Source organism: Streptomyces albospinus, assembly GCF_014648695.1.
Taxonomy (GTDB): Bacteria; Actinomycetota; Actinomycetes; order Streptomycetales; family Streptomycetaceae; genus Streptomyces; species Streptomyces albospinus.
This window is the reverse complement of record NZ_BMRP01000042.1, coordinates 1-25698: the sequence shown is the minus strand read 5'-3', so window position 1 is coordinate 25698 and position 25698 is coordinate 1. Positions and strand designations below refer to the sequence as shown.

The window sequence follows — 25698 nt, the reverse complement described above, 5'->3', positions numbered from 1 at the left end:
CGCTCCGCGGAAGGCGGCTTGCTGTCTAACGCCTCGGAGTCCCGGGGGGTACGGGCGAAGGCCGGTGGAGCGTCGGAGGGTGCCGCCCGAGGGCCCGTGCGGCACCGCCGGTGGTCTCAGGCTTCGTCGAGCGCGCCGGTGACCCGTCCCAACAGGCTGCGCAGGGTGCGGAGTTCGTCGACCGTCAGGCCGGTGGCCGCCATGATCCGGCGCGGTACCGGCAGCGCCCGCTCCCGCAGGGCCTCGCCGGCCTCGGTGAGCCGGATGGTCACGGACCGCTCGTCCTCGGGGCTGCGCTCGCGGTGCACCAGTCCGGCCGCCTCCAGCCGCTTGAGCAGCGGCGAGAGCGTGCCGGAGTCCAACCGCAGCCGCTCGCCGATGCTCTTCACCGGCTCCGGGCCGTGCTCCCACAGCACCAGCATGACCAGGTACTGGGGATACGTGAGCCCCAGCTCCTTGAGGGCGTCCCGGTAGACGCTGCCGAATGCGCGCGAGGCGGCATGCAGGGAGAAGCAGACCTGGTGGTCGAGGCGGAGCAGGTCGGAGTCCGGTACCGGGAGCGTCGGGAGCGTGGCCATGGCTCCAGGTTAGCGCGCCGCGTGCGATTGAGTTGCGCACAACTTAGTTGCACGCAATTTAAATGTGTGCGACTGTTGGCCCCGTCGCACCCGCCGTGACCGGTCACCCGGACCGCCACGGCCGCGGATCCACCGGAAGGAACACACCATGGACGCGCTGTACACCGCCGCCGCCACCGCCAACGGCCGCGAGGGCCGGGCCGTCAGCTCCGACGGCCGGCTCGACCTCGCCCTCGCCATGCCCCAGGCCCTCGGCGGCAACGGCGCCGGCACCAACCCGGAGCAGCTCTTCGCCGCCGGGTACGCCGCCTGCTTCGCCAGCGCGATGGCCAACGTCGGCCGGCAGATGAAGCTCGACACCAAGGACGTCTCGGTCACCGCCGAGGTCTCCCTCGGCAAGGACGACACCGGCTTCGGCCTCGCGGTCGTGATGCGGGTGGAGCTGCCGGACGCCCTGGCGGGGGAGGCCGGCCGGCAGCTCGTCGAGGCCACGCACCAGTACTGCCCGTACTCGAAAGCCACCCGCGGGAACATCGACGTGGAGCTGGTCATCGAGTGACCCGGCCGGCCCCCGGCCCCTCGCTTCCCCCTTGTTCACGCGTCGTCCGCCGCGTACACCCGCTGCCCCCCGACGAACGTCTGGAGCACCCGGGTCGCGGCGATCTCCCCGGCCGGGCCGTCGAACGGGTCCCGGTCGAGGACGGCCAGGTCGGCCAGCTTGCCCGGCTGCACGGACCCGGTGTCGTCGAGGTGATTGACGTAGGCGCTGCCCGCCGTGTACGCGGCGAGGGCCGCGCCCAGGTCGAGGCGCTGCTCGGGGAGGAAGGCCGGGGCCGACGGCGGGGCCTCCGGGGTGCGGCGGTTGACCGCGACATGGAGCGCGGCGATCGGGTCGGCCGAGCTGACCGGCCAGTCGCTGCCGGCCGCGAGGGTGGCACCCGAGCGCAGCAGATCCCCGAACGGATACTGCCAGGAGGCGCGTTGCCGCCCCAGGAAGGGGATGGTCAGCTCGTCCATCTGCGGTTCGTGGGCCGCCCACAGGGCCTGGATGTTGGCCGTGGCGCCGAGCCGGCGAAAGCGCGGGATGTCGTCGGGGTGCACGACCTGGAGATGGGCCAGGTGCGGTCGGGTGTCCCGGTGGCCGTTGACGGCGCGCGCCGCCTCCACCGCGTCCAGCGCCTCGCGTACCGCGCGGTCGCCCAGGGCGTGGAAGTGCACCTGGAAGCCCTCCGCGTCGAGCCGGGTGACGTACGTCCGCAGCGCCTCGGGGTCGATGAAGGAGATCCCGCTGTTGTCGGACGGGCAGCCGCACGCGGTCAGATAGGGGCTGAGCAGGGCCGCGGTGTGGTTCTCGGCGATACCGTCCTGCATGATCTTGACGCTGGTGGCCCGCAGCCGGCCGCCCGTCAATTCCCGCCTCCGGTCGATCAGTTCGGGCAGCTGCTCGATGCCGCGGGAGCGGTCCCACCACAGGGCCCCGGTCACCCGGGCGGTCAGCTGCCCGTCGCGCCGGGCGGCCAGGTAGGCGGGCACCGGGTCGGTCGTCCCGGGACCGTTGCCGAGCATCGCGTCCTGCCAGGCGGTCACCCCGTACGAGTGGAGCAGCCGCTGGGCCCGGAGCAGCCCCGCGGTCTGCTCCGCCGACGACGGCTTCGGGAGCAGATCGCCCACCAGCCGCATGGCGCCTTCCTGGAGCATCCCGGACGGTTCGCCGGCCGCGTCCCGCTCGATGCGGCCGTCGGCCGGATCCGGGGTACGGGCGGTGACCCCGGCCCGCTCCAGGGCGCGGGAGTTGGCCCAGCCGCCGTGGTGGTCGCGGTTGACGAGGAACACCGGGCGGTCCGGCACGACGGCGTCCAGCAATTCCCGGGTCGGCATCCCGCCGGGGAACGCCTCCAGCGACCAGCCGCCGCCGGTGATCCACGGGGCCTCCGGACGAGCCGCCGCGTACCGGGCGATCAGCTCGCGGTACGCGTCGGCGCTGGCCGCGGCGCTCAGGTCGCACTGCCCCAACTCCAGCCCGCCGCCGACGGGGTGGACATGCGCGTCCTGGAAGCCGGGGATGAGCAGCTTGCCCCGGAGGTCGACGACCTCGGTGCGCGCCCCTATCAGGTCGCGGACCCGGTCGTCGGGTCCGACGGCGACGATGCGGTCGCCGCGTACCGCCACCGCGCTCGCCCTGCTGCGGGCCGGGTCGACGGTGTGCACGGGGCCGCCGCGGAAGACGAGGTCGGCGGGGGTGGTGGCCATGGTGCGGGCGCTCCTTACAAGGGAGTTGACAGGACGGTGCCAGGTGGCGGGCGGGCCGACGCGGTGGGGGAGCCGGTGCCGGATCACCCCTCGGACGGCGCGGGGGCCCGCCCGATACCGCCGTCGTCCATCGGCAGGTTGATCGTGTCCGCGTCCGTCCCCCGTCCGGTACGGAAATACGGGGCCCGGCGTCCCCACTTCGCCCAGGCGGCCACCGCCAGCCCCAGCAGGACGAGGGCGGCGGGCAGCGTGAGCAGGAACCAGCCGTTGTCCGGGCTGGCCGCGAAGTGGTCGCTCATGGTCGCGTAGTCCCAGACCAGGTAGCCGCCGAGGCCGAACAGCGTCAGCGCGCTCGCCGCGGGCACCACCACGTCGCGCAGCGCCCGGACCGGCCCGGCGCGCAGGCTGCCCCGGAAGCGCACCGCACAGGCGAGCGCGGTGAGCCCGTAATACAGGGCCACCGTCAGGCCGATGGAGTTGACCGCGGTGAGGATCATGTCGTTGAGCTTGGGGATGCCGACGGCGAGCACGGCCAGCAGCGCGGCGACGGCCATGATCAGCAGGGTGCCCGCGGCCGGCGACCCGTAGCGCGGGTGCACGCGCTGCCAGACCGGCCCCAGCGTCCGGTCCCGGGCCATCGCCAGCGCGCCGCGGGCCGTGGGGATGACGCTGGACTGGAGGGACGCGAACGCCGAGCACATCAGCGCGGCCAACGGGAGCGAGGCCCAGGGCTCCGGCGCCAGCCGGCTGCCCAGGAAGGTGAGCGCCTGCGGGCCGTTGCGCAGCAGTTCGCCGGTGCTCATCACCCGCTGGAAGGCGAACGCCCCGACGAGGAACAGCCCCAGCATCGCGACCAGTGCGATCAGACCGCCGCGCGCCGCGTCGGAGGCGGACCGGGTCTCCTCGTTGACGCTGTACGCCGCGTCCCATCCCCAGTAGAAGAACACCGCGAGCACCATCCCCTGGGCCAGCCCCTGCGGTGAGCCGATCGCGAACGGGTTCAGCCAGGACAGGCTGAACGGCTGGTCGCCGGTGATCAGTGCGACGCCGCAGAACCCCAGCAGCACCACGTACTCGAAGATCAGCAGCCACATCTGGAGTCGGGTCGCGGCCCGTACGCCGGTGATGGCGGTGACGGTGACGGCCACCAGCGCGACCAGGCCGACCGCGGTGCTGATACCGGTCGACGCCGGATCCAGGCGCACCCCGAACACGCTGTCCAGACCCATCTTGTTGAGGAACTGGAGCACGACGGATCCGGTGACCGCACCGGTGTACGCCATGAAGATCACGTTGCCCACCAGCACCACCCACCCGGTCAGGAAGCCGGGCCAGGGGCCTATCGAGCGGCCCACCCAGGTGTAGCCGCTGCCGCAGTTCGGCTCGGTGCGATTGAGCCGGGCGTACGAGAGCGCGATACCGAGGATCGGCACGAAGGACAGCAGCAACAGCGCCGGGGTCTGCCGGCCGGCGTAGGCGGCCAGGGTGCCCATGCCGATGCCGATGCTCGTGGTGGCGGCGGTGCTCGACGCCGCGATGGCCACGCCGTCGCGCACCCCCAGCGAGCGGCGCATCGTCCCGGGCGGGCGGGGGTCCTGACGCGGACCGGAGGGCGGTACGGGCACTGCGGGCGCGGGGGGCTCCGGGGCCCCTGGGGGAACTGCGGCGGGCATGGCACTCACTCCTTGGACGGGTGGGCCGGGCGGCGGGAAGGGGGGAGCCGGGGCGCGGACGCGGGGGTGGGCGGGCGTGGCCGCGGCGGGGCGGCGCGGATCCAGGGGTGTGGACCGGTGCGCCGATGAAACCGCCCCGCGGCCCTTGTGTCAACGGTGTTGACGTAACCTGATGATTAACTGGCCCGGGCACCGGCGGGCCCGTACCGGCGCCGGGGCGAACGCAGCATCCGGAGCGCACCGCAGCGGAATGGGGGACCGGGATGACCGGTGGCGAACGCGTACCGGCCGAGCGCAAACGGCGCCGGCCGACCAGTGCAGGCGTGGTCCTGTCCGTCGACCTCATCGTCGACACGGCACGCGAACTGATCGACGCCCACGGGGCGCAGGCGTTCACCGTGCGGAAACTGGGCGCGGCGCTGGGTGCCGATCCGTCCGCCGTCTACCGCTACTTCCGCAACACCGAGGACCTGTTCCTCGCGCTCGCCGACCGGCTCATCGGCGAGTCCATGGAGGGCTTCACGACCACCGGCGACTGGGCCGCCGACCTGCGCGAACTCGCCCTGCGCGCCTACCGGTCCGCGCTGCGCCACCCCCAGGTCGCGGTCTTCAGCACCGTCCGCGTCACCGGGCGCCCGCACGAGCAGCGCGCCGTCGACACGGGCATCGGCCTGCTCCTCCAGGCCGGCTTCGACGACGCCACCGCCGTCCGCCACTACCACTCCCTCGTGGACACCGCCCTCGGCCACGCGGCCCTCGACGCCGGCGTCCTGCGGCTGGCTCCCGCCCAGCGCGCCGCGGACGAGTACGCCTGGCAGGCCGCGTACGGCAGCCTGCCCGCCGACGCCTATCCCAGCCTGCACCGGGTGCGGAACCACCTTCCCCACATGGCCGGTTCGGCCGTTGAGCCGGCCCTCGACCTGCTCATCGCGGCGCTGCGCCAGGAGGCGGCGGAGCGGACGGGCTGACGCCGGGGCGCGGCGACGGAGGTGCCGCCGGCCCGATGGGCGAGCGGGAGTGCCGGACCGTCGCCCCGGGTCGGTGCGTCGAGGCGGGGCGGGGGAGTGCGTGCTCGGGCGTCATGGCCCGCCGCTGCTCGCTCACCGATGGGAGGGGCAATCCGGGAGAGGAGTGGAGGAGCCGGGCCCGGCCGCACACCGGAGGCCGGGCTTCCCCGGTGCCGGTGCCGGTGTCGTACGGGCCCGGCGCGACCGCCCCGCCGCGCCCGGTGCGGTCCCCCCCCGGCCGTCGCCGACGAGAGATCGGGCTATCCGGGCATTTCTCGCAAACCAGTGCAAACATGATGCATGCCCTTTTCACGGCTGACGCGTCTGAGGCAACGCCCTGAGCCGAGCCATGCTCTGATGCTGATCCCGATCGGGCTGATCGTCGTGGTCTGCCTGGCCGACGTCCTCGCGCCGGCCGACATCCACCTGGGACCGCTGCTGGTCTCCGCCCCCGCGATCACGGCGGCCTTCGCCGGGCCCGGGCCGACGGCCGCGATCGGCACGCTGGCAGTCGCCGCCCAAGTGGGCATCGGCATCGCGCGCCACTCCCTGTTCACCGCGAACCTCTACGCCCAGATCGGCTCGCTGATCGTCGTCGCGGCGCTGCTCTTCGTCTTCACCGTCGTCCGCGAACGCTACGAGCGGCAGCTCTTCAAGACCCGCTCGGTGGCCGCCGTGGCCCAGCAGGTACTGCTCCGGCCGCTGCCCGAGCGGAGCGCGGACCTGGAGATCGCCTCGATCTACCTGCCCGCCGAGGAGGAGGCGGAGATGGGCGGCGACCTCTTCGCCGCGGCCCGCACCGCACAGAGCACCCGGCTGGTCATCGGCGACGTCCGCGGCAAGGGCCTGCCCGCGTACAGCCAGGCCGCCCTGCTCCTCGGGGCCTTCCGTGCGGCTGCCCACCGCCAGGCCACCCTCCCCAACCTCGCCCGCCACCTCGACGGCGCCGTCCGCTGGGACAACAGCCAGTGGCGGCACGCCAATCCGCGACCCCGCCGGACCGCCCCGGCCGACGGCGACCCCACCCGCGCCACCCACCGGGCGGCCCCTGCCCCTGTCCACGCGCCGGACGCCGAAGAGACCTTCGCGACGGTCTCCTTCTTCGACATCCCGGACCGGCTGCACGAACTCGGCACCATCAGCTGCGGCCACCCGCCCGCGCTCCTGCTGCGCGACGGGCGGGCCATCGCCCTGCACGTCGAGCACACCGGCCTGCCGATCGGCCTCGGCGGCCTCCCCGGAGCTCCCGACTACGTGGTCGAGACCTTCCCCTTCGAGCCCGGAGATCTGCTGCTTCTCTACACGGACGGCGTGACGGAGGCGCGGGACGGCGACGGCACCTTCTATCCGTTGGCCGAGCGCGCCGGCGCCTGGAGCTCCGGCAGCCCCCGGCAGGTGCTGCGCCGGCTGCGCGAGGACCTGCTGAAGCATACGAACGGCCGGCTGACCGACGACGCCGCGGCGGTCGCGGTACTGCGGTCGCCCGCCCCGCCACCACGCACCGGACACCACCACCGGCACGCGGACCGCGGCTAGAGCCTGATCCACCGGACATCACCGGACATCACCGGACAGCACCGGGCGGGCCCTGGCGGCCCACCGGTCCGGGGGTGGCGGCGGGCGGTCCTGCTGCCGACCCCCGGGAGGGTCCTGGCGGGCGCCTGAGGCCGGTCGCGGGAGATGACATCCGTCACTCCGGGACGGCTCCCCGGCCCCGCGGCCCCCGATATGCCGCCCTCCCGGGCGCCCAACCGGCGGCATCCTCCGTCTGACGCTTCCTCAATGCTGTCCCACTTGGTAGACACGTCCGATCGGGGGTACTCGTCCGAATCGTCCGCACGTGGTACAGGAAGCGCACCATGAACGACCGCAACACCCCGGACCACCAGCCATCCGGGATATCCGGGACCTCCGGGATGTTCGACACCTCCTCGGTGTCCGGGATATCCGGGGACGGCACGTCCGGGACCTTCGAGCTCGACCTCGCCGGCCACGAAGCCCGGCGCCGGGCCGAAGTCCTCGCGGCGCTCGGCGACGCCTGGGACCCCATCGAGGCGATGACCGGCGAGGCGGACGCCCAGCGGCTCCTCTACTCCGGCCTGGACGCCGAGCAGCAGGCGACCTACGACATGCTGGTCGCCGCCGGTGTACTGCCGGCAGCCGGGCAGGGCTGAGCATGCTGCCACTGGACCCCACCGCCGATATCGGCCGCCGGGCCTGGGTCCCCTGCCCCCGCTGCCAGGACCACGAGGGCTGCGGGACCTGCGACGACGGCCGTACCTGCGACGACCACTGGCGCTACCTGCTGTCGAACCGGGGCAGCCTGCTGCACCTCCAGTGCCCGAACTGCACCCACCTGTGGGCGTGGGAGTCGGGCTTCGGCGCCGGCGGACGCCCGTAGCGCCACTGCGCCGCGCACCCCTCGCACCGCCACGCGCGGCCTTGGCCGGCTGGGCCCCGATTTCCCGCGCCTCCTCGTAGGCGACCTCCAGCGCCCGCTCCGCCGGCACCGCCCGGTCCGGCCGCACGCCGACGCCTTCCCAGTTGGTCCCGGTGACCGCGTTGACGGTCCGCGCGGTCGGCACCGTGACCGTGGTGTGCTCCGTCACCGGATGCCGCCCGGTCGGCCCGTCGTACTCGCCGGCGCCCAGCCGGCCCCGTATCGCCGTGTCGATCTCCGCCGCCCGCTCCGGGAAGACATACCCGGCCGCTATGCGCTCCAGCGCGGCATCGACGATCTGCGCATTCCCCGTCGCAGGCGTCCGCTGCATCCCCTTCCCCCTCCTTACCGTGTGACGCCGAGCCGGGCGAGGCGCCCGCCCCGGCCTGGTCCGGCTGGTGGTCCTGAACTCCGGCCCGCCCGCCGGCAGCGATCTTTGCGCACCGGCCGCACGACCGATCCCGTGCGATTCCGGACCGACGGCGTTAGCGTGCGGTGCAGGGAGTCGTCCAGCGCCGTACAAGTGCCGTTGAGGGAGCCGTCCATGGAGCAGTCCACGCAGTCGTCCGCGGCCCGGCAGGCCCGCGCGCTCTGGCTGATGACCGAACCGCTGCACGCCGTCTGCTACTTCGACGACGACTGCCGGTCCCTCGGCAGGGCCCTCGGTCTCAAGGGCTTCTGGATGGGCTACTTCGCCTCCCGTACCGCCCCCTTGGGAGCCGTGGAACCCGCAGCCGCCACGGCCGTACTCGGTGTCTTCGCCCCGGGGATGGTGGCCCGCGCGCTGCCCGCCGCCTGGAGCACCGCGGGCCCGGCGCACGTCCTCGACGAGCGCGGCCGGCGCGCCGCACACGCCCTGCGGCGGATCCACCCGCACCTGGACCGGACGGCCACCGAACTGCTGCCGCTGCTCCAGGCGATCGTCGACGACGCACCCGCCACCGCGCGCCCCCTCTTCGCCGCCAACCGCGCGCTGTGCGACCCCGCGGACCCCGTGGAGCGGCTGTGGCAACTGGCGACCGCCCTACGGGAGTTCCGGGGCGATGCCCATCTCTCCGTGCTCGCCGACCGGGACGTCGACGGCTGCGAAGCGCTGGTCCTCGCCGCCGCCTCCGGCCTGGTGCCCAAGGACACCATCCGGGAGGACCGCGGCTGGACCGAGGAGGAGTGGGCAGCGGCGGCAGACCGCCTCCGCGCCCGCGACCTCGTGGACGCCCAGGGCGACGCCACCGCATCCGGGCTGTGCGAGCGCACCCGTATCGAGGAGGAGACCGACCGGCTCGCCGCGCGGCTGCTCCGCTCGCTGTCCCCCGCGCAGGCCGACGGCCTCCTGGGGCTGCTGGAGCCCGTCGTCCGCCGCATCCTGGCCGCGGACGTCCTCCCCTTCCCCAATCCGATCGGCCTGCCGCACCCGGACACCCCGTAGCGCCCGTCCTGGGACATGTGCGCCCTCCGGCGTGCGTGCCGTGCCCGAGTCTGATCCTGAGCGGAGCCATCGTCCCCCCCACCAACACCCCGCACGGACGGGGAAGTTGCGACTGATGCAGACGGTAACCCGCGGCACTGACAATCGGCCCGCACGCAAGATCGACTTCTGTGCGGCCGGACGCCGTTGAGCTGCGACGTGATTGTCATTTGGTGGTTCGATGGGTGCTTTGGGGTGCTTTGCAGCGACAGATCGGATCACCTCCGACGGAAGGGGCGTTGTCTGAGTATGGATCCGAGAGAATTGTGGGACCGGAACGCTGTGCTGGCAGAGGCGTTTTGTCTGGGTGACGAACGTGTGCGTGAGGCACAGGCCAGACTTGACGAGGCGCAGGCCGACCGCTCGCGGATTTTGGCGGCGTTCGCGGTGACGGTGGGCAGTACGGGCGCCGTGGCGGGGTTGTTCGGTCTGAACGAACGGGAAGTGCGGGTCGCCCGGCGCACGGTGGGAAAGGACGACGCCCGCGCCGTCGCCGAGGAGTTGCTCTCCGCCCCTCCGGTGCAGCCCCAGGAGCCGGAAGAGCCGTCCCCGGCGCCCGATCATGCTGCGGACTTCTCCTCTGCGGCGGCGTCCGCGGGGGTCCGTCAAACGGGTGCGGCGCGCGATTCCGGCGTCACGACGGAGCAGAACTGGTCGCCCGCTATAGACGCCGTGTTGATCGGGAGTTGGCAGACCGGAGTGGACCTGCGGGAGCTGGCCTCCGAATTCGGCCTCGATCTCACGAGGCTGGTCACCCGTGCCCAGCAGCTCTCGGCGCAGGGGCGCTTCTATCCCGGCCCGGCGGAATCCCACGCGGGCCGCCACCGCCGGGGCCCCGGCGATGTCCATGAGGCCGAATACACCATCCCCGCCCAGCAGTCGGCTTCCTGGAATGCCACCGCACCCCCCGCCCACCACATGGCCGCCGCCTGGCATTCGGGCGCGATGCCGTCGACTGAAGCCGTTACCGATGTCGCCGCCCTCTCGTCCGAATGGGACAGCGCGCTCGCCCCGTGGGGCACCATCGCGCCCGCCCGTGAGGAGTCCGCACCGTCCCACCAGCCGTGGGCGCAGTACCACCTCAGTTCCTAGCCCGGACGACGGTCCGACGGTGGTCGGGCTGCGGTCGGACGACGAGGTGCTTAGGGAATTAGTTGTCGCAGTGCCCATTCTCAACGAATTTAGTTATATACCTGGCCCGACTGGCGTGGAATCAGTAGCCTGAGGGGTGTTCCTGCCGGGCTGCCCGTCTCGTGTGCAGCCCGCTCCCGGCCCCAGATCGGCAGACCGTCATGACCGCGCCCCGCTCCGCCCCCGGTTCCTCGCTGCCCGTGACCGAGCGCACCCGGCACCGCCGCCTGCGTGAGCAGGGCAGCCTCGACCGCGCCGAGCTCGATGCCGTACTGGCGGCCGGGTTCGTCTGCCATCTCGGGGTGACGGTGGACGGGACGGTGATGGTGGTGCCCACCGTCTACGGGTCGGACGGCAGCACGCTGTACTTCCACGGCTCGGTCGCCAGCCGCAGCCTGGTGGCGTCCCCTGGGGCGACGGTCTGTGTGACGGTGACCCATGTGGACGGGCTGGTGCTGGCCCGTTCCGTGTTCGAGCACGGGGTCAACTACCGCAGCGCGATGGTCTACGGGGTGCCGCGCCTGGTCACCGACGAGGCGGAGAAGCGCGCCGGGCTGCGCTGCCTCACCGAGCAGTCCGCGCCCGGACAGTGGGATTACGCCCGGCGGCCCAACCGCAAGGAGCTGGCCGCCACGGCGCTGCTCGCGCTCTCGCTCGACGAGGCATCCGTGAAGCTCAGGACCGGCGCACCCGATGACGGCGAGGGGCCGGACGCCGAACTGGGGCTGTGGGCCGGGGTGCTGCCGCTCCGTACGGAATGGGGAACTCCCGAGCCGGACCCGCTGCTCGCCGCGGACGCGGTGCCGCCCGCCCATATAGGGGACCGGGCGGGGAGGCCCGCGTCGTGACGGCCACCGGGTGCACGCACGGCACCGGTGTCAGTCCCCGCGGAGCGCCTTGCGCTTGTACCAGGCCACGGCCAGTGCCGCCAGGCCGCTGACTGCGATGAAGCCCGTGGAGAGCAGGAACGCGGGTGAGGTGGGCGTCGCGGCCCGGGCGCCCGCGACCGCGTAGGCCGCGGTGTTCGGGATGCTGCCCACGGTCGTCGCCAGGAGGTAGGACGACCAGCGCATGCGGGAGACCGCGGCGCAGTAGTTCATGGCAGCGAACGGCAGCCCCGGGAAGAGCCGGATCGCCAGCATCGAGCGGAAGCCGTGCTCGCTCAGCTGCCGGTCGGCGGCGGTCAGCCAGCGGGCCCGCAGCAGCGGGCGCAGTGCGTCCTGGCCGAGCAGCCGGCCCAGCCCGAAGGCCAGCGCGGCGCCCAGCACCGTGCCGGCCAGCGCGGTCGCCATCCCGCCCTGGCTCCCGAAGAGGGCGCCCGCGGCGAGGTTGAGCACCGGGCGCGGGACGAAGGCGGTGGTGCAGACGCCGTACGCCAGCGCGAAGACCACGAGGGCGGTCGGCCCGGACAGCTGCCCGGGCCAGCCGCCGGCCAGCAGCCGCTGGGGATGCAACAGCACCATCGCGACCGCGGCACAGGCCAGCAGGACCAGCAGCAGGGCAAGCCGGGACCAGGGGGAGAGCAGCACACGCAGGCAGCGCGCGGCGGGGCCGTCGGGCGTTGCAGCGGGTTCGAGCATCCCGGGAGCGTAACCGACCAAGGTGGCGAGCGGCCGTAATCCGGGCGGCACGGCACCGAAACCGTTTCCGCCGCACACGGGAAGGGGTCCGGTGGAGCCCTCGGCGGCACAGCGGTCCCGGAGCCGCGGCGGCCGGCACCGGGCCGGAAAATCATTCGACGCCGCAGTCCCAACCCGGCACCATAGGACGCATGTTCCGGCACGCCTTCCTCTCGCTGTCGTCCGCAGTCGCGGACGCGCCGAAGGCTGCCGTCGTCTTCTTCACCGCAGTCGCCGATGCCGCCGCGCTCGCCGTGGCCGCAGCCGCCACCGTCGCGGCAGCCGTCCCGGCCGCCGCCGCAGCAGCGGCCGACGGCGCCCGAATCTGACCCTCTCCGGAATGTCCGGCGGACCCCGCAAGGGGAGGGTCGGAGCGGCTCAGGGGTCCCCACGGCGCCACCGCGCCGTTCTCACCGCAGTGTTGCGAGGAAGAACACCATGCCCAAGACGGCATACGTACGCACCAAGCCGCATCTGAACATCGGCACCATGGGCCATGTCGACCACGGCAAGACGACGCTCACCGCCGCCATCACCAAGGTCCTCAGCGACCGGGGGAGCGGCACGTTCGTCCCGTTCGACCGGATCGACCGGGCCCCGGAGGAGGCCGCCCGCGGGATCACCATCAACATCTCGCACGTCGAGTACGAGACCGGTACCCGGCACTACGCCCATGTGGACATGCCGGGCCACGCCGACTTCATCAAGAACATGGTCACCGGCGCGGCGCAGCTCGACGGCGCGATCCTCGTCGTCTCCGCGCTCGACGGGATCATGCCGCAGACCGCCGAACATGTGCTGCTCGCCAAGCAAGTGGGCGTACGGCACATCGTCGTTGCCCTCAACAAGGCCGACGCCGGCGACCCCGAGCTCACCGACCTGGTCGAGCTGGAGGTGCGCGAACTGCTCGACGCGCAGGGCTACGACGGTGAACACGTCCCCGTCGTACGGGTCTCCGGACTGCGTGCCCTGGAGGGCGACCCCCACTGGACGGCGGCGATCGACGCGCTGCTGGACGCCGTGGACACCTACGTCCCGATGCCGAAGCGGTATGTGGGCGCGCCGTTCCTGCTGCCGGTCGAGAACGTGCTGACCATCACCGGGCGCGGCACGGTCGTCACCGGAGCCGTCGAGCGCGGCACGGTGCGGTGCGGCGAGCAGGTGGCCGTGCTGGGCGGGGACACGGTGCAGACGACCGTCACCGGGCTGGAGACCTTCGGCAAGCCGATGGAGTCCGCCGAGGCCGGGGACAATGTCGCGCTGCTGCTGCGCGGGGTGCACCGCGAGCACGTGCGCCGCGGATTCGTGATCGCGGCGCCGGGCAGCGTCACACCGCGGCGCCGCTTCACCGCCGAGGTGTACCTCCTCTCCACGGAGGAGGGCGGCCGTCGTACACCGGTGACCACCGGCTACCGCCCGCAGTTCTACATCCGGACCGCGGACGTGGTCGGCGACCTCGATCTCGGTGAGCGGGCCGTCGCCCGCCCCGGCGCGACGGTGACCGCCACCGTCGAACTGGGCCGCGAGGTGCCGCTGGAGCCGGGCCTCGGCTTCGCCATCCGCGAGGGCGGCCGGACGGTCGGCGCGGGCACGGTCCGTACCGTCGAGGACTGAGCGCGGCCGGCAGGCGCACAGCGGGGTGCCGGCCTGCGGGGCCGGTCCGGCCGATCACGACGATCGACCGGACCGGCACCGTTCCCGGCACTCGCCCCGGCCCGTCCGCGGCCACCCGGCACAATGGCACGGTGGACGACGCAACACACCGGCCCGGCCCCGAGTCCGAGCCCATACCCCTCACCCGGGCCGTGGACCACGGCACCGCCAAGCTGCTGCCGGATGTCGACCGGCCCCGCGCGTGGCTGCTGACGGTGGACGGTGCGCCGCAGTCGTACGTCGATCTCGACGCACCCACACACCTCGAATTCGAGTATGTGCGCCGGCTCGCCCACGTGCTGGACGAGGCCGCCGCCCCCGGCGATCCGCTGGACGTCCTGCACCTCGGGGGCGGAGCGCTGACCCTGCCCCGCTATCTGGCCGCGACCCGCCCGCACTCCCGGCAGGACGTGGTCGACGCCGACCGGGGACTGCTCGCCCTGGTGACGGACGAGCTGCCGCTGCCGGACGGCTCCGGTATCGCGCTGCACGCGCAGGACGCGCGGGCGGCGCTGGAGGCGGCGCCGCGGGACAGCGTCGATGTGATCGTGGCGGATGTCTTCAGCGGCTCGCGGGTGCCCGCGCACCTCACCTCGGTCGAGTACGCGCGCTCTGCCGCCCGGGTGCTGCGCCCGCACGGCTGCTACGCGGCGAACCTCGCCGACGGCGCGCCGTTCACCTTCCTGCGCAGCCAACTCGCCAACTTCGCCGAGGTGTTCCCGCACCTCGCGCTCATCGCCGAGCCGTCCGTGCTGCGCGGCCGGCGCTTCGGCAACGCGGTGCTGGTCGCCTCGCCGGCGGAGATCCCGGTGGCGGCGCTGGCCCGGCGGGTGGCCGGAGACCCGTTCCCGGCGCGCGTCGAGCACGGCGCGGCGCTGCGCCGGCTGATCGCGGACGCGGCGCCCGTACGGGATGCCGACGCGGTCGCGTCACCGGAGCCACCGGACGGCGCGTTCAGCGTGGGGTGATGCGCGCGCCGCCCCGGTCGTCCGCCGCGTCGCCGTCCCCGTCCGCGACGACGGCCGTACGGCGGGTGAGGCGCCGGACGTCCGGTACGCACAGGACGGCTGCCGTGAGCAGCACGACCAGGGCCGTGCAGCCCCAGAGGGCGGCCGGGCGTCCCACGAGGTCCTGGGCGGGGCCGGCCAGCGCGGTGGCCACCGGGACCATGGCCAGCGAGCCGAGCCAGTCGTAGGAGGAGACGCGGGAGAACTTCTCCTCGGGGATCTCCTGGTGCAGCGCGAGCATCCACGTCACCGCGAAGACCTCGATCGAGACGCCGCTGCCGAACAGGACCGCGGCGAGCCCGGCCGTCGGCAGCGGGACGGCGAGGGCGGCGGACGGCAGGGCGAGCGGGAAGACGGACAGGGTGCCGGCGAGGAGGATCCGGCGCGGTTTGTAGCGGGTCATCAGCAGGGCGCCGCCGGCGGTGCCCGCGCCGAACGCGGCGAGCGCCAGCCCCCAGGGCCCGGCGCCGCCCAGGTGTTCCTCGGCGACGAGCGGACCGTAGACCGACTGGACCGCGATGATCACCGCGTTGACGATGGAGAACTGCACCACGATCCCCCACAGCCAGGGCCGGCCGGCGACCTCGCGCCAGCCGTCGCGCAGGTCGTGCAGCACGCCGCCGCTGGGAGCGCGCGCCGGAACGCCGCTCACGTCGAGGAAGGCGCGCAGCGCTCCCGCGACGGCGAAGGAGGCGGAGTCGATCGCCAGCACCCAGCCCGGGCCGACGGCGGCGACCAGGGCGCCGCCCAGCGCGGCGCCGCCGATGGTCGCGCCGTTCACGCCGACACGGAAGACCGCGAACGCGCGCCCGGAGTCCTCCCCGGACACGCTGGCGAGCAGCATGCCCTCGGCCGCCGGGGCGAAGAACGCCTGCCCGGTGCCGCCCACCGCGGCCAGCAGCGCCATCTGCCATAGCCGGGGCTCGCCGGCCAGGACGAGCAGCGCGAAGAGGCCCTGCGCAACGCAGTTGACGCTGTTCGCGGCGACCATCACCCGGTGCCGGGGCAGCCGGTCGGCGATCGCGCCGCCGATGAGGAGGAAGAAGACGAGCGGGATCATGCGGGCCGCGGAGACCAGCCCGACGTCCGTGGCGGAACCGCCGGCGCCCAGGACCGCGAAGGAGGTCGCGATCAGCGCCCCGTTGCTGCCCAGGCCGGCGACGACGGTGGCGGCGCTGAGCAGGAGGAAATTGCGCCCCGCCCACGGCGGGCGGGCCCTCACCAAGACCGCACCCGCGGGTCCGCGGACCACCCGCGCCCCTCGTGCCGCCCGCCCCCGTGGTGCTGCCAGTGCCTGGTGTGCTGTTGTCCCGACCCCATGACGGCCCACGATAGGCGGGCAGGGGCGGCGATCGACAGCGAATTCCGGGCGGGTACGGGACGCCGGATCGCGCCCTGCCGGTGCGCCGGATCCGCCCCGCCCGCCGGTCGGATGCGCCCTCCGTGCCCGGTCGCGGGACCTCTTCACAGCAAAGCTACCGATAGGTAACATGACGCCATGCCCTCAGAGACCCTGCCGTCGATCGGCGAGATGATGGCGGCATCCGTGCCGATGGTCCGCACCCTGAAACCCGAGTTCACCGAGACCGCCGTCGAGCGTGCCGTGGTCCGCATGCCCGACCAGCCCGACTTCCACAACCACGTCGGCGGGCCGCACGCGGGGGCGTGATGCCCCATAGGTACACCTCGGGGTTCCGCACGGAGTTGCTGATTTCGGCGGCGGGGCGAGTCCGCGACCCGAGGGGTCTCTATCGGGCTGGCGGTGTGCCGGGAACGGGTATGGCGGGCGATTCTACTGATGGGTAACATTGAGTCCATGACAGTTGAGAAGACGCCGATCGGCGAGATGCTCGCTTCCACGGTGCCGATGGTGCGCACCCTGAACCTGGAGTTCCTGGAAGTCACTCCGGAACGTGCCGTGCTCCGGCTCCCTGACCAGCCGGATTACCACAACCACATCGCCGGCCCGCATGCGGGTGCCATGTTTACGCTGGCCGAGTCGGCCAGTGGTGCCATCGTCCTCTCCGCGTTCGGAGACCAGCTCTCACGGGCCGTCCCACTGGCGGTGCGGGCCGAGATCGGCTACAAGAAGCTTGCCAAGGGAGCGGTGACGGCCACGGCCACGCTGGGGCGCCCGATTGCCGAGGTCGTCGCGGAACTCGACGCGGGGCAGCGTCCGGAGTTCCCGGTGAGCATTGCCATCCAGCGCGAGGACGAGGCGGTCACGGGTGAGATGACCGTGGTGTGGACTCTCCGTCCCAACAGCTGAGTTGGGGGACCGGAGACACGAGGACTTCGGCACCTTCCCAGAGCGTGTCCGGTGGGTCCTGTCGCTGGTCTCACCGGGCACGCTCTTCAGTGGCGGTGTATCACGTTTGACGCTGGTACATCACGTACCGCTTCTTGTTGTGGGAGACGGCTGAGGGCTGGTACTCGGGCCTGCACGCGCCCGTGGTCCGACCTGGCTCAGCTGGCTCCATGAACTGCCCTTGTCATTTACGGCCTTCAGGAAGCCGTCGGTTCCGCCGAGGGAGACCCACGGCTTGCCGTTGCTGGGGGCGAGAGTTGTGCTCACGGGGTGAGGGGCCCCCGGACAGCCGCTCGCTGTAGTCGGTGTGAGCGATAGGTGCACGGAGCCGGGCCGCAGGGGTGGCCATGGCGGCGACGAGCGCGGGAACTTCTTGTTCGCCGCGTCGCTGCCCCGGTTGCGTACCCCGAGCTGGATCCAGTCCGGGTTCTTGGCGATCACGTCCTCCCAGCCGACCTGCTTGCGGTCACTGTTGCAGTCGGCGAAGACGTTGCGGGCTCCGGCCAGGGTGATCACCGCGTTGGCGACCTGGCGGTTGCAGATGACGGTGGGCTGCTTGGTACCGGCCTCGTAGTCGAAGAAGAAGTACGTCGGCCGCTTGCCTTCCGCCGTACCGCCGACCGCCTTCTGCACAGCGCCCACCTTCTCCTTCATCCCCGCGACGAGTTCCTTCGCCTTGGCGCTCGTGCCGGTGACCGCGCCGAGCGAGGTGATGTCGGCCTCGACCGCCGACAGGTCCGTCACCGGGCTCTTGCTCCGCGCCGCGCAGGCGGTGGACTTCAGGTAGATGTGCCTGATCCCGGCCGCCTTGAACTCCTCCTCGGTCGGACGGTGCCCCGGACGTGACGGTGTGGGACTTCTCCGGCAAGGGCCCGGCCGGCACCGCGCCGCGTTCGCTGCGCTGCCACGAGCCCGTCACCGCCCTGGCCTGGCGGCCGGGTGCCGGCGGCCACCTCGCCAGCGGTGGCCACGACGGCACGATCGCCCTGTGGCGGGCGACCGCAGGACGGCCGGAAGCCCGGCTGCGCCCGGAGCGCACGCTCGACGGCGACGCGGCGGTGGCCGCCCTGGCCTGGGCCGGACCGCATCTCCTGATCGCCGCCTACCAGGACGGGCGGGTGAGCGCCCACCACCTGCCCTCCCGGACCGTCCTGTGACCGCGGGCACGGCTCGTACGGTGATCGGCGCGTCCCGCGAACGGCCGTGCACGCTGGTGGTGTGCCGGGGATGCTGCTGCGGCAACCCGCGCAAGCACCCCGGCAGCGACCACGAGTGGCAACTGGACCGGCTGTACTCGGCAGCCAGCGACTCCGAAGGCCGATTCACGGTCCGTACGACGGACTGCCTGGGCCCGTGCGACCAGGCCAACGTCATCGTGGTCCAGCCCTCCGGCGAGGGGCGGCGCCGCGGCGGGCGCGCCACGTGGATCGGCTGGGCCATGGACGATGCCGCCACCGACGACGTCCTGCGCTGGGCCGCCGACGGCGGTCCGGGGATCGCCGAGCCGCCGCCCACGTCGGAGCTGCAGTTCATCCGCCCGCCGGGCGAGGTACGCAGGCGGACAGGCAGGCGGGGCCGTGCACGCAGGTGAGGCTGCGGCCGATCGGTTCTCCCGATGCCCATGGCCCAAGTGCCCGGCGCCTACCGCCTCGGCCGTACGGGAACCGACCCCACCGCGTGCGAGTGCGGCGACCCCTATGGACGCAGCCACCATCACGACCGTCGCCGGCACCCTCCAGGCCCTCGCCGCCCCTTCCCGCCCGCAGATCCTCACGACACTCCGGCAAGAGCCGCGCTCCGTCACCGAACTCGCCGCCGCCATCGGCATGGAGCAGTCCGCCGTCTCCCACCAGCTCCGCCTGCTGCGCATCCTCGGCCTGGTGGCCGGCGAGCGGGCGGGGCGTCGCATGGTCTACCGCCTCTACGACAACCACGTCGCCCAACTCCTCGATGAGGCGGTCCACCACATCGAGCACCGCGCGCTCGGGATCCGGGACAGCCGAGCGTAGAGGCCGCCACGGGCACACGGCACACGGCACACGGCACCCGGCACACGGACAACTGTGGAAGCTCGGTGCCGGGACAGGTCAGCGGTGTCACGCCGATCGGGCAGCGCCCGGTACCGCTGACGGTCAGGCTCCGCGCACCAGGGGGCGGACGGTCAGGCGGTGTTCGGAGGGGTGTGGTCGGGGTACAGGTGCCAGCGCAGATCACGCACCTGAGGTTCGCGGGTCAGCAGGACGACCAGCCGTTCCAGGGCAGCGGCTGCGGGGCTTTCCGGGGTGAGTGCCATCTGCAGGAGAACATCGACGCTGCCGTCCCGATTGATGGTGTGCACGCTGTGCAGGCGCGTGTCGGTTTCGGCGAACGCGCGGAAGCACAGGGCGCGTACCTTCTTCTCGACGCGGCGATCGCACACGGCCTGGAGCGTGCAGTGCGTCAGTACGGGACGCACGGAGGCCGTCGTGCGCCGGGTAAGCGGGAGAAACCGGATTTTCATGCGGGCACCTTGCGAGCTGGCCGGTCAACGGGGCGTGAAAGGTGAGCAATTGGCTGCCGTCACAGCCGGTTTGCCCTCCGCGCAGGTGTCGTGGGCTGCACGAGCTGTCGTGACGTGGGCCTTCCAGGGGCGGTGGTGTCCAGGTGCCAGTGGAGTTCGTGGCCGGCGGGATTGACCCGCGGGCAAGGGCAGGTCGGCGAACCTGGCGATCCAGGGGGCGTCGTGGCCCCGCCGGGCGGGGACGCAGACGCGGTGTACGTATGGGCCCTACACCGCGTGCCGGCGGGTGGACGCCGGGTCCGCCCGCGCCCGTGTTGTCATCGCCCGCGCGCCCGCTGGTTGCAGTCCGGGCAGAGGCCGGCGAGCTCGACGGTGTGCCGGACGTTCGCGAAGCCGGAGGTGCGGGCGATCTTCTCGGCCCAGGTCTCGACGGGTTCCGAGTCGACCGGGAGGCTGAGGCCGCATCCGGTGCAGATCAGGTAGTGGCGGTGGTCGGGGCCGGGGCGGTAGCGGAAGAGGCGTTCACCGTTGCTTTCGCGGACGACATCGGCGCGGCCGGCTTCGGCGAAGGCGGTCAGGGTGCGGTAGACCGTGGTCAGGCCGACCGGCGTTCCGTCGCCGGTCAGCCGGTTGTGCAGGGCCTGGGCGCCGACGAAGCCTTCCACCGCCATGAGGGCCTCCAGCACGATGGCGCGCTGCTGGGTGAGACGGCCGATCAGCGCCACTTCCTGCGAAGGTGCGGCGGTGCGCGGTCGGTTGCGTGCCATCACCGTGCTTTCGTTCAGGCCCCCGCGCGGGCTGGGGTGGGGGTACGGGTGGTGGGCCGCCGTATCAGGAAGGTGGCGGCGTAGACGGCGGTGGCGGCGGCCATGATGGCGAAGCTCGGTGGCATCGTGGGGACCGCGTAGGAGGCGAAGAGCCCTGCCCACATCTCCAGCACCGCCAGTGCGGCGGAGAGGGCGAGGGCCCTGTAGGGGCGATCGGTGAGCCGGATCGCGGCGCCGGCGGGTGCGGCCAACAGGCCGAGCAGCAGCAGGGATCCGACCGCTTGGGCGGCCTCGGCGGCACTGACCCCGGCCAGCGCGAGGAAGCCGTATCCGAGCAGGCGGACCGGCACGCCGCGGGCGGCGGCCACCGCTTCGTCGAGGGTGGCGAACAGCAGCGGGCGGGCGATGAGCAATACCAGCAGGCAGACGCCAAGGGCGACCAGAGCCGCCACGGTCGCCCGCCCGGCGGAGATGCCGAAGATCGAGCCGAACAGCACGCTGACCCCGGCGGTGCCGTTGGAGGTGCTACGGGAGGTGGTGTAGAGGGTGGTGAAGAAGGCTCCCAGGCCCAGGATCCAGGAGAAGACGCTCCCTATGACGACGTCATCGGGCCGGGCTTTGCGGCCGAGGGTGCCGAAGAGCAGCGCCATGGCGACGGTGGCGGCGAACAGCCCGAGGCGGAGGTCGTAGCCGAAGGCGAGGGCGGCCATGGCGCCGGTGAAGGCGACGTGGCTGAGGGCGTCGCCGGTGAAGACCTGGGCGCGCAGGACGAGGAAGCAACCGACGAGCCCGCAGGCGGCGGCGATGGCGGTCCCGGCGAGGAGGGCGTGCTGGAAGAAGGGCTGGGAGAGCGGCGATGCGGCCAGCAGATCAGTCATGCCGTGACCTCCTTGGCCGGCAGGGAGGGCCTGATCCGGCCGCGGATCGTGTGCAGCGCGTGCATGCCCCGGGCGGTGACGTATCCGGCGAAGGCGAACGAGGTCACGAAGAAGCCCAGCGGGTAGGGCGAGTAGTAGGCGGCGGTCAGCCCGAGCCAGGTGGCCGCGAGCGCCAGGAGCACGGCGAGCGCAAGGCTCAGAATTGGCCGGGCGGTGAGGTTCTGGGCGGTTGCTGCGGGGATCACCATCAGGGCGAAGACCAGAAGTGTCCCGGTGATCTGGCTGGCTTCCGCGGTGGCCGCACCCAAGAGGACGAGGAAGGCGACGGAGAGAGCACGCACGGGCACCCCGCGCCCGGCGGCGACCTGCGGGTCGATAGAAGCGAACAGCAGCTGTCGCCCAATGAGCGCCAGCACCGCGAGCACCCCGATGCCGACACCCGTCAACACGGTCACCTGCGTCGAGGTGATGCCGAGGAACGTGCCGAACAGAATGGTCTGCGGCCCCTCCAACAGCCCCTTGTACAGAGCGATGAAGAGGAAGCCGGCAGCGAGGAGGAAGGCTTGGACGGTTCCGGTGAGCGCGGATTCCTCGTGGTCTCCGCTGCCTCGCAGGGCCGCGATGACCAGGGCGGCGGCCACGCACAGGGCGAAGTACCCGTATACCGCGCTGACCCCCAGCAGAACCGCCCCGGCCGCGCCGGGGAAGGCCACCGCCGAGACGGTGTGCGCGGCGAACGTCTGCCGCCGCAGCACCACGAACCACCCCACCACGGCCGACACCACGGCGGTGACCGCTCCCGCGCGGAAGGCGTTGACCATGAACGGGAACGACCACATCTGCTGGAAGTCGGCGATGAGGTTCCAGGACCAGGCAGGTACGGCGGTGTCAGCCAGCAGCACGGACGCCTCCCGGGATCCCGTGCCGGTCGGTGTGCACGGCGGGCGCCTCCGGCTGGCCGACCACGACCAGCCGCCCATCTGAGGCCCGCAGTACCTCGACCGGGGTCCCGTAGAGCCGGGTCAGCGTCCGGGAGGTGATGACCTCCTGCGGGGTGCCGGTGGCCGCGCCGCCCTCGGCCAGGTACACGACCCGGTCGAGGTGGTGGAGTATCGGGTTCACGTCGTGGGCGACCATCACCACCGCCACCCCCTCCTGATGACAGATCCGGCCGATCAGCGCGGCCACCGCGCTCTGGTTGGGCAGATCCAGGCTGTCCAACGGCTCGTCCAGCAGCAGCAGTTCGGGGCGGCGGACCAGCGCCTGCGCGATTAGCAGCCGCTGCTGCTCGCCACCGGAACACTGCCCGATCGGCCGGTGCGCATACCCCGACGCCCCGACCAACTCGACGACCTCGGCGACGCGTTCACGCACGGCCCGGCGGCGGGCGGTCGGCAACGGCAGCGGCACGCCCCAACGGTCACCGTCGAGGCCCAGGCGGACGACGTCGGTGCCGCGGACGCGCATCGAGGCGTCGAAGCTGCGGCGCTGCGGCAGGTAGCCGATCCGGCCGTTGGCCTGCCCCGGACGAGCGCCGAGGACCCTGACCTCGCCGCCTGCGGCGGGCAGCGCGCCGAGCAGCACCTTGATCATGGTGGACTTGCCGACCCCGTTGGGACCGAGGACGGCGGTGAACTCGCCGGGCCCGATGCGAAGGTCCACGCCCGACCACAGAGTGCGCCCGCCGACCCGCACGGCGGCGTCATGCAGGGCGACCACCGGGCCGCTTCCGGCTTCTGCGGCCGTGTCGTGGTCTTCGGTTCGGGGCGCGGGGACGGTGTGACCGCTGTGGGCCACGGCTTCGCGGACCTTCGCTATCGGGTTCATGGCGTCAGTTCACTTCCCGGTCGCCTTGGCCAGGGCCTGCTCGATGCCCTGGAGTTCGGTGGTCTGCCACTGCTGGAAGGTCGCCCCGGCGGGGGCCAGGGTCTCCGTGACGGTGGCGACCGGGATGCCCGCATCCTTGGCCGCCTTGACCTGCGTCTGCACGTCCGGGGTGGAGTTCTGGGAGTTGTAGACGTAGACCTTGATCTGCTTGTTCTTGATCTGGTCGTCGATGGCGGCCTTGTCCTTGGCCGTGGGGTCGGTGCCCTCGCTCATCGCGTCCAGGAACGTCTCGGGGGTGAGCATCTTCAGCCCCAGGCCGTCCGACAGTGGCGTGACGATGGACTCGGAGGCGCCGATCGGGGTACCCGCGTACTTCGCCTTGATGTCGGCTATGAGGTTGTTGTAGCCGGCGAGCGACTTGGTCTCGAAGGTCGTCTTCTGCTGGTCGAAGTAGGCGGCGTCGGCCGGGTCGATCTTCTTGTAGTCCGCGGAGATCTTCTCGATGACCTTGTGGACGTCGGCCGGGGAGTACCAGCGGTGCGGGTTGCCCCCTGGCGTGATCCCGACCAGGTCGCCGACCTTCAGCTCGGTGCGCCCGCTGCCCGGGTTGGAGGCGAGCAGCTTGTCGGCCCAGGCGTCGTAGCCGATGCCGTTGACGATCGCGTACTGGGCACCGGCCACCGTGCGGGCATCGGCGGCGGTCGGCTCGTAGTCGTGCGGGTCGGTGTCCGGGTTGGTGATGACGCTGGTCACCTTCACATGGCTGCCACCGAGCTGGGAGGCGATGCTGCCCCAGAAGTTCTCCCCCGCCACCACCTGGACCGTCTTGCCCGAGCCGCCCCCGGTGGAGGCGGCATCGCCGGCGTTGGCGGTCTTCGGCGACGAGGTCGAGCAGGCCGTGGCCGTCGCGGCGGTCACGACTGCCACCGCGGCACCGAGCGCGATGCGTACGGTTCGTCGGACGGAACGTGGGACGCGGACAGAGAGGGGGGACATATGAGGCTCCTTCGGGCAATGCCGGACGCGGAGCGGCGCGATCCAGCCACAGGGACACCCCCACAAGCTAGATGGGAATGATTTTCATATCAATGAGAGATGAAAACCGTTGCCATCTTTTGACCTGGCGTGCGATATCACCCCGGCGATGCCGCTATCAGCCGCCCTTGCGAACACCCCCGACCGGCTCACCCGGCGCCGGCGCGACCCCGTCGTCGGCCGCCACATCGAGTTCCGGGAGGAGCGCTGAGCCCCCAGCGCTCCCGACCAGGTATTCGATCCCGCTCCTGAAGCGGGGCCGCGGCCGGGCCCGTCACGCCTCTGTCCCGGCAGCGGGATTCCTTCGCGCAAGCAATCCGCACTCCGCCGGCAGCAGTGTGCGCGGGGGGGCATAGATCCGGCGCCTGCGGCCCTCATCTCGGCAACCCTGACGAAGCGGCAGTTGCCGTGCGGCGACAGGCTGGCCTCGGCTCCCTGGGAGAAATCTGGGAGAAGACCTTCTGAAGGTCGTCGGTTCGAATCCGACAGGGGGCTCTGGGAAGGTCCAGGTCAGATAGCCTCTGACCTGGACCTTTGCTCTTACTGTGATCATTCTGTGGCAGCGGGGCGGCGCTTCGTGGAAGCCGTGATCGCTACCGGTGGACATCCGGTGGACAGGCGTGCAGCGAGCGTGCAGAGCGGTGGACAAGCAGGTGATTGCCGTTGGGTGATGAGTGGACGATCCCCGGGGCGCGTCCACGGTGCATCAAAGGAACGTGGTCGAGGGCGCTCTTGGGGGGTCCCATAAAACGTCTTTTCGGCGATGACGGAGGTCAGGACCGGGACGCCGTTGGCGGCGGCCCACTGACTCGCGGGCATGGCTGTCGGCGAAGACGTGGGGATCAAGTCGAGAGCCGGAGCCGCGTTGACCGCGAGTGACGTAGGTGAGGGGTGAGGGTCTGCCGTTGTCGGCGCGAGCGCCGTAAGCGGGCCTCCCGGTCGCCGGTCAGGGCTGGATGTTCTCCAGGTCCTCCAAGAGGCTGGGGTGCTTCGGCTCCCAGCCGAGGGTCTGCCGGGTGTGGGCGCTGGACGAGGGCTGGTCGGCCTTGAAGATCGGGCCGAGAGGGCCGTACGTCTGCGACGGCACCGACTCGACCGGCAGGCTCGGCCGATGACGGCCGCGATGTCCCGTACCTTGTCCCCCTCGTCGGCCACGGCGTGCCAGACGCTGCCGGCTTCCGCGTGTTCCAGGGCGAGCCGGAGGAGGGCCGCCGCGTCGAGCGCGTGGACGGCCGGCCAGCGCTGTGTGCCGTCGCCCGGGTAGCCGGACACCCCGGTCCGGCGTGCGATGTCGGTCAGCAGGCCGGCGAACCCGCCCGTGCCCTGGTTGTGGACCGTGCGCGGCAGGCGTACGGCCGTGCTCCGGACCCCGCGCGCGGCAAGGCCCAGGACCGCTGTGACCGCGCGGCCGCGACCGCCGACCGGTCCGTCGGTCGGCACTGGGTCGGCTTCGGTGGAGACACGGCCCGGGGCCTGGGGCGTACCCGAGACGGTCACGAAAGGGCGGTCGCTGCCGACGAGTTCCTCGCCGAGGGCTGCGAGGGCGGCGCTCTCCTCGGC

The 25698-nt window shown here is 72.3% G+C and carries 29 protein-coding genes, 1 tRNA gene and 1 pseudogene; 18 read left to right on the top strand and 13 right to left on the bottom strand.

The genetic code is table 11. The features are described from left to right. Positions 1–116 precede the first annotated feature (116 nt). The gene (locus IEZ17_RS33905) at positions 117–578 is read right to left on the bottom strand and encodes a MarR family winged helix-turn-helix transcriptional regulator (RefSeq protein WP_189306963.1); all 462 of its coding nucleotides are present in this window, start codon (positions 576–578) and stop codon (positions 117–119) included. A gap of 148 nt (positions 579–726) precedes the next feature. On the opposite strand from IEZ17_RS33905, the gene IEZ17_RS33900 reads away from it, so the two are divergent. Next, a complete protein-coding gene (locus IEZ17_RS33900; RefSeq protein WP_189306961.1) occupies positions 727–1137 on the top strand; it encodes an organic hydroperoxide resistance protein in 411 nt (136 codons plus the stop codon). 35 nt (positions 1138–1172) lie between these two features. Here IEZ17_RS33900 and IEZ17_RS33895 read toward each other — a convergent pair whose 3' ends face one another. Continuing rightward, entirely contained in the window at positions 1173–2828 is a 1656-nt protein-coding gene (locus IEZ17_RS33895; protein ID WP_189306959.1) for an amidohydrolase, read from the bottom strand. An 83-nt stretch (positions 2829–2911) separates the two neighbouring features. Continuing rightward, entirely contained in the window at positions 2912–4402 is a 1491-nt protein-coding gene (locus IEZ17_RS33890; protein ID WP_189307017.1) for an APC family permease, read from the bottom strand. A 362-nt stretch (positions 4403–4764) separates the two neighbouring features. On the opposite strand from IEZ17_RS33890, the gene IEZ17_RS33885 reads away from it, so the two are divergent. The 7 genes from IEZ17_RS33885 to IEZ17_RS33855 all read left to right on the top strand — a co-directional run bounded on the left by IEZ17_RS33885 (position 4765) and on the right by IEZ17_RS33855 (position 11392). Beyond that, entirely contained in the window at positions 4765–5469 is a 705-nt protein-coding gene (locus IEZ17_RS33885; RefSeq protein WP_189306956.1) for a TetR/AcrR family transcriptional regulator, read from the top strand. Positions 5470–5865: 396 nt separating this feature from the next. After that, positions 5866–7044: a PP2C family protein-serine/threonine phosphatase gene (locus IEZ17_RS33880; RefSeq protein WP_189306955.1), complete on the top strand. Its 1179-nt coding sequence runs from the start codon at positions 5866–5868 to the stop codon at positions 7042–7044. A gap of 380 nt (positions 7045–7424) precedes the next feature. Beyond that, entirely contained in the window at positions 7425–7682 is a 258-nt protein-coding gene (locus IEZ17_RS33875) for a DUF6400 family protein (RefSeq protein WP_189307016.1), read from the top strand. Between the two features lie 2 nt (positions 7683–7684). Further along, entirely contained in the window at positions 7685–7909 is a 225-nt protein-coding gene (locus IEZ17_RS33870; RefSeq protein ID WP_189306953.1) for a hypothetical protein, read from the top strand. A gap of 583 nt (positions 7910–8492) precedes the next feature. Beyond that, the gene (locus IEZ17_RS33865; RefSeq protein WP_229852895.1) at positions 8493–9374 is read left to right on the top strand and encodes an SCO6745 family protein; all 882 of its coding nucleotides are present in this window, start codon (positions 8493–8495) and stop codon (positions 9372–9374) included. Positions 9375–9731: 357 nt separating this feature from the next. Continuing rightward, positions 9732–10505, top strand: a complete 774-nt coding sequence (locus IEZ17_RS33860; RefSeq protein WP_229852894.1) for a hypothetical protein — start codon at positions 9732–9734, stop codon at positions 10503–10505. A gap of 200 nt (positions 10506–10705) precedes the next feature. Continuing rightward, positions 10706–11392, top strand: a complete 687-nt coding sequence (locus IEZ17_RS33855) for a pyridoxamine 5'-phosphate oxidase family protein (RefSeq protein WP_189306951.1) — start codon at positions 10706–10708, stop codon at positions 11390–11392. 30 nt (positions 11393–11422) lie between these two features. On the opposite strand, the gene IEZ17_RS33850 is transcribed toward IEZ17_RS33855, so the two are convergent. Then, positions 11423–12124: a TVP38/TMEM64 family protein gene (locus tag IEZ17_RS33850; RefSeq protein WP_189306949.1), complete on the bottom strand. Its 702-nt coding sequence runs from the start codon at positions 12122–12124 to the stop codon at positions 11423–11425. Positions 12125–12315: 191 nt separating this feature from the next. Here IEZ17_RS33850 and IEZ17_RS33845 point away from each other — a divergent pair, with 191 nt between their 5' ends. From IEZ17_RS33845 to IEZ17_RS33835, 3 genes are all read left to right on the top strand, one after another. Then, a complete protein-coding gene (locus IEZ17_RS33845; RefSeq protein ID WP_189306947.1) occupies positions 12316–12492 on the top strand; it encodes a hypothetical protein in 177 nt (58 codons plus the stop codon). 109 nt (positions 12493–12601) lie between these two features. Then, a complete protein-coding gene (gene tuf, locus IEZ17_RS33840) occupies positions 12602–13777 on the top strand; it encodes an elongation factor Tu (RefSeq protein WP_189306945.1) in 1176 nt (391 codons plus the stop codon). A gap of 131 nt (positions 13778–13908) precedes the next feature. Continuing rightward, a complete protein-coding gene (locus tag IEZ17_RS33835; protein WP_189306942.1) occupies positions 13909–14784 on the top strand; it encodes a spermidine synthase in 876 nt (291 codons plus the stop codon). Here the strand turns inward: IEZ17_RS33835 and IEZ17_RS33830 are convergent. After that, positions 14771–16048, bottom strand: a complete 1278-nt coding sequence (locus IEZ17_RS33830; protein ID WP_229852893.1) for an MFS transporter — start codon at positions 16046–16048, stop codon at positions 14771–14773. The genes IEZ17_RS33835 and IEZ17_RS33830 overlap by 14 nt on opposite strands. Positions 16049–16321: 273 nt before the next feature. Here IEZ17_RS33830 and IEZ17_RS33825 point away from each other — a divergent pair, with 273 nt between their 5' ends. Then, positions 16322–16492: a DUF4442 domain-containing protein gene (locus tag IEZ17_RS33825; RefSeq protein ID WP_373300025.1), complete on the top strand. Its 171-nt coding sequence runs from the start codon at positions 16322–16324 to the stop codon at positions 16490–16492. A 147-nt stretch (positions 16493–16639) separates the two neighbouring features. Beyond that, positions 16640–17092 carry a DUF4442 domain-containing protein gene (locus IEZ17_RS33820; RefSeq protein ID WP_189306938.1) on the top strand — a complete coding sequence of 151 codons (453 nt, stop codon included), beginning with the start codon at positions 16640–16642 and terminating at the stop codon, positions 17090–17092. Between the two features lie 120 nt (positions 17093–17212). Here the strand turns inward: IEZ17_RS33820 and IEZ17_RS46065 are convergent, their stop codons facing one another. Next, on the bottom strand, positions 17213–17875 hold the full coding sequence (locus IEZ17_RS46065; protein ID WP_506005271.1) for a TroA family protein: 663 nt from the start codon (positions 17873–17875) through the stop codon (positions 17213–17215). 98 nt (positions 17876–17973) lie between these two features. Between IEZ17_RS46065 and IEZ17_RS33810 the strand changes: the two genes are divergently transcribed. From IEZ17_RS33810 to IEZ17_RS33800, 3 genes are all read left to right on the top strand, one after another. After that, entirely contained in the window at positions 17974–18288 is a 315-nt protein-coding gene (locus IEZ17_RS33810; RefSeq protein WP_229852892.1) for a WD40 repeat domain-containing protein, read from the top strand. Next, positions 18285–18722, top strand: coding sequence for a (2Fe-2S) ferredoxin domain-containing protein (locus tag IEZ17_RS33805; protein ID WP_189306936.1), 438 nt, complete (start codon positions 18285–18287; stop codon positions 18720–18722). The genes IEZ17_RS33810 and IEZ17_RS33805 overlap by 4 nt, the downstream gene beginning before the upstream one ends. A 106-nt stretch (positions 18723–18828) precedes the next feature. Continuing rightward, entirely contained in the window at positions 18829–19140 is a 312-nt protein-coding gene (locus tag IEZ17_RS33800) for an ArsR/SmtB family transcription factor (RefSeq protein WP_189306934.1), read from the top strand. A 152-nt stretch (positions 19141–19292) separates the two neighbouring features. Here IEZ17_RS33800 and IEZ17_RS33795 read toward each other — a convergent pair whose 3' ends face one another. The 6 genes from IEZ17_RS33795 to IEZ17_RS33770 form a co-directional block, all read right to left on the bottom strand. Further along, positions 19293–19586 carry a hypothetical protein gene (locus IEZ17_RS33795; protein ID WP_189306932.1) on the bottom strand — a complete coding sequence of 98 codons (294 nt, stop codon included), beginning with the start codon at positions 19584–19586 and terminating at the stop codon, positions 19293–19295. A 362-nt stretch (positions 19587–19948) separates the two neighbouring features. Further along, positions 19949–20398 carry a Fur family transcriptional regulator gene (locus IEZ17_RS33790; protein WP_189306930.1) on the bottom strand — a complete coding sequence of 150 codons (450 nt, stop codon included), beginning with the start codon at positions 20396–20398 and terminating at the stop codon, positions 19949–19951. 14 nt (positions 20399–20412) lie between these two features. Further along, complete coding sequence (locus IEZ17_RS33785; RefSeq protein ID WP_189306928.1) at positions 20413–21276, bottom strand: metal ABC transporter permease; 864 nt, start codon at positions 21274–21276, stop codon at positions 20413–20415. Further along, positions 21273–22178 (bottom strand): metal ABC transporter permease, encoded by a 906-nt coding sequence (locus IEZ17_RS33780; protein ID WP_229852891.1) that lies wholly within the window; start codon positions 22176–22178, stop codon positions 21273–21275. The genes IEZ17_RS33785 and IEZ17_RS33780 overlap by 4 nt, the downstream gene beginning before the upstream one ends. Then, entirely contained in the window at positions 22165–23103 is a 939-nt protein-coding gene (locus tag IEZ17_RS33775) for a metal ABC transporter ATP-binding protein (RefSeq protein ID WP_189306924.1), read from the bottom strand. Before IEZ17_RS33775 ends, IEZ17_RS33780 begins: the two co-directional genes overlap by 14 nt. Before the next feature lie 9 nt (positions 23104–23112). Next, complete coding sequence (locus IEZ17_RS33770; protein WP_189306922.1) at positions 23113–24099, bottom strand: metal ABC transporter solute-binding protein, Zn/Mn family; 987 nt, start codon at positions 24097–24099, stop codon at positions 23113–23115. Between the two features lie 148 nt (positions 24100–24247). Between IEZ17_RS33770 and IEZ17_RS43245 the strand changes: the two genes are divergently transcribed. Beyond that, positions 24248–24349, top strand: a complete 102-nt coding sequence (locus IEZ17_RS43245; RefSeq protein ID WP_229852890.1) for a bL33 family ribosomal protein — start codon at positions 24248–24250, stop codon at positions 24347–24349. A gap of 219 nt (positions 24350–24568) precedes the next feature. Then, positions 24569–24633 (top strand) — tRNA-OTHER (locus tag IEZ17_RS33765). A 451-nt stretch (positions 24634–25084) separates the two neighbouring features. On the opposite strand, the pseudogene IEZ17_RS33760 reads toward IEZ17_RS33765, so the two are convergent. Further along, a pseudogene (locus IEZ17_RS33760) lies at positions 25085–25698 on the bottom strand (Rossmann-fold NAD(P)-binding domain-containing protein); the annotation flags it as partial.

Coding starts and splice junctions, on each gene's coding strand:
- IEZ17_RS33905 (WP_189306963.1), bottom strand. CDS start 578: ATGGCCACGCTCCCGACGCTCCCGGTACCGGACTCCGACCTGCTCCGC.
- IEZ17_RS33900 (WP_189306961.1), top strand. CDS start 727: ATGGACGCGCTGTACACCGCCGCCGCCACCGCCAACGGCCGCGAGGGC.
- IEZ17_RS33895 (WP_189306959.1), bottom strand. CDS start 2,828: ATGGCCACCACCCCCGCCGACCTCGTCTTCCGCGGCGGCCCCGTGCAC.
- IEZ17_RS33890 (WP_189307017.1), bottom strand. CDS start 4,402: ATGCGCCGCTCGCTGGGGGTGCGCGACGGCGTGGCCATCGCGGCGTCG.
- IEZ17_RS33885 (WP_189306956.1), top strand. CDS start 4,765: ATGACCGGTGGCGAACGCGTACCGGCCGAGCGCAAACGGCGCCGGCCG.
- IEZ17_RS33880 (WP_189306955.1), top strand. CDS start 5,866: ATGCTGATCCCGATCGGGCTGATCGTCGTGGTCTGCCTGGCCGACGTC.
- IEZ17_RS33875 (WP_189307016.1), top strand. CDS start 7,425: ATGTTCGACACCTCCTCGGTGTCCGGGATATCCGGGGACGGCACGTCC.
- IEZ17_RS33870 (WP_189306953.1), top strand. CDS start 7,685: ATGCTGCCACTGGACCCCACCGCCGATATCGGCCGCCGGGCCTGGGTC.
- IEZ17_RS33865 (WP_229852895.1), top strand. CDS start 8,493: ATGGAGCAGTCCACGCAGTCGTCCGCGGCCCGGCAGGCCCGCGCGCTC.
- IEZ17_RS33855 (WP_189306951.1), top strand. CDS start 10,706: ATGACCGCGCCCCGCTCCGCCCCCGGTTCCTCGCTGCCCGTGACCGAG.
- IEZ17_RS33850 (WP_189306949.1), bottom strand. CDS start 12,124: ATGCTCGAACCCGCTGCAACGCCCGACGGCCCCGCCGCGCGCTGCCTG.
- IEZ17_RS33845 (WP_189306947.1), top strand. CDS start 12,316: ATGTTCCGGCACGCCTTCCTCTCGCTGTCGTCCGCAGTCGCGGACGCG.
- tuf (WP_189306945.1), top strand. CDS start 12,602: ATGCCCAAGACGGCATACGTACGCACCAAGCCGCATCTGAACATCGGC.
- IEZ17_RS33825 (WP_373300025.1), top strand. CDS start 16,322: ATGCCCTCAGAGACCCTGCCGTCGATCGGCGAGATGATGGCGGCATCC.
- IEZ17_RS33820 (WP_189306938.1), top strand. CDS start 16,640: ATGACAGTTGAGAAGACGCCGATCGGCGAGATGCTCGCTTCCACGGTG.
- IEZ17_RS33800 (WP_189306934.1), top strand. CDS start 18,829: ATGGACGCAGCCACCATCACGACCGTCGCCGGCACCCTCCAGGCCCTC.
- IEZ17_RS33790 (WP_189306930.1), bottom strand. CDS start 20,398: ATGGCACGCAACCGACCGCGCACCGCCGCACCTTCGCAGGAAGTGGCG.
- IEZ17_RS33785 (WP_189306928.1), bottom strand. CDS start 21,276: ATGACTGATCTGCTGGCCGCATCGCCGCTCTCCCAGCCCTTCTTCCAG.
- IEZ17_RS33775 (WP_189306924.1), bottom strand. CDS start 23,103: ATGAACCCGATAGCGAAGGTCCGCGAAGCCGTGGCCCACAGCGGTCAC.
- IEZ17_RS33770 (WP_189306922.1), bottom strand. CDS start 24,099: ATGTCCCCCCTCTCTGTCCGCGTCCCACGTTCCGTCCGACGAACCGTA.
- IEZ17_RS43245 (WP_229852890.1), top strand. CDS start 24,248: ATGCCGCTATCAGCCGCCCTTGCGAACACCCCCGACCGGCTCACCCGG.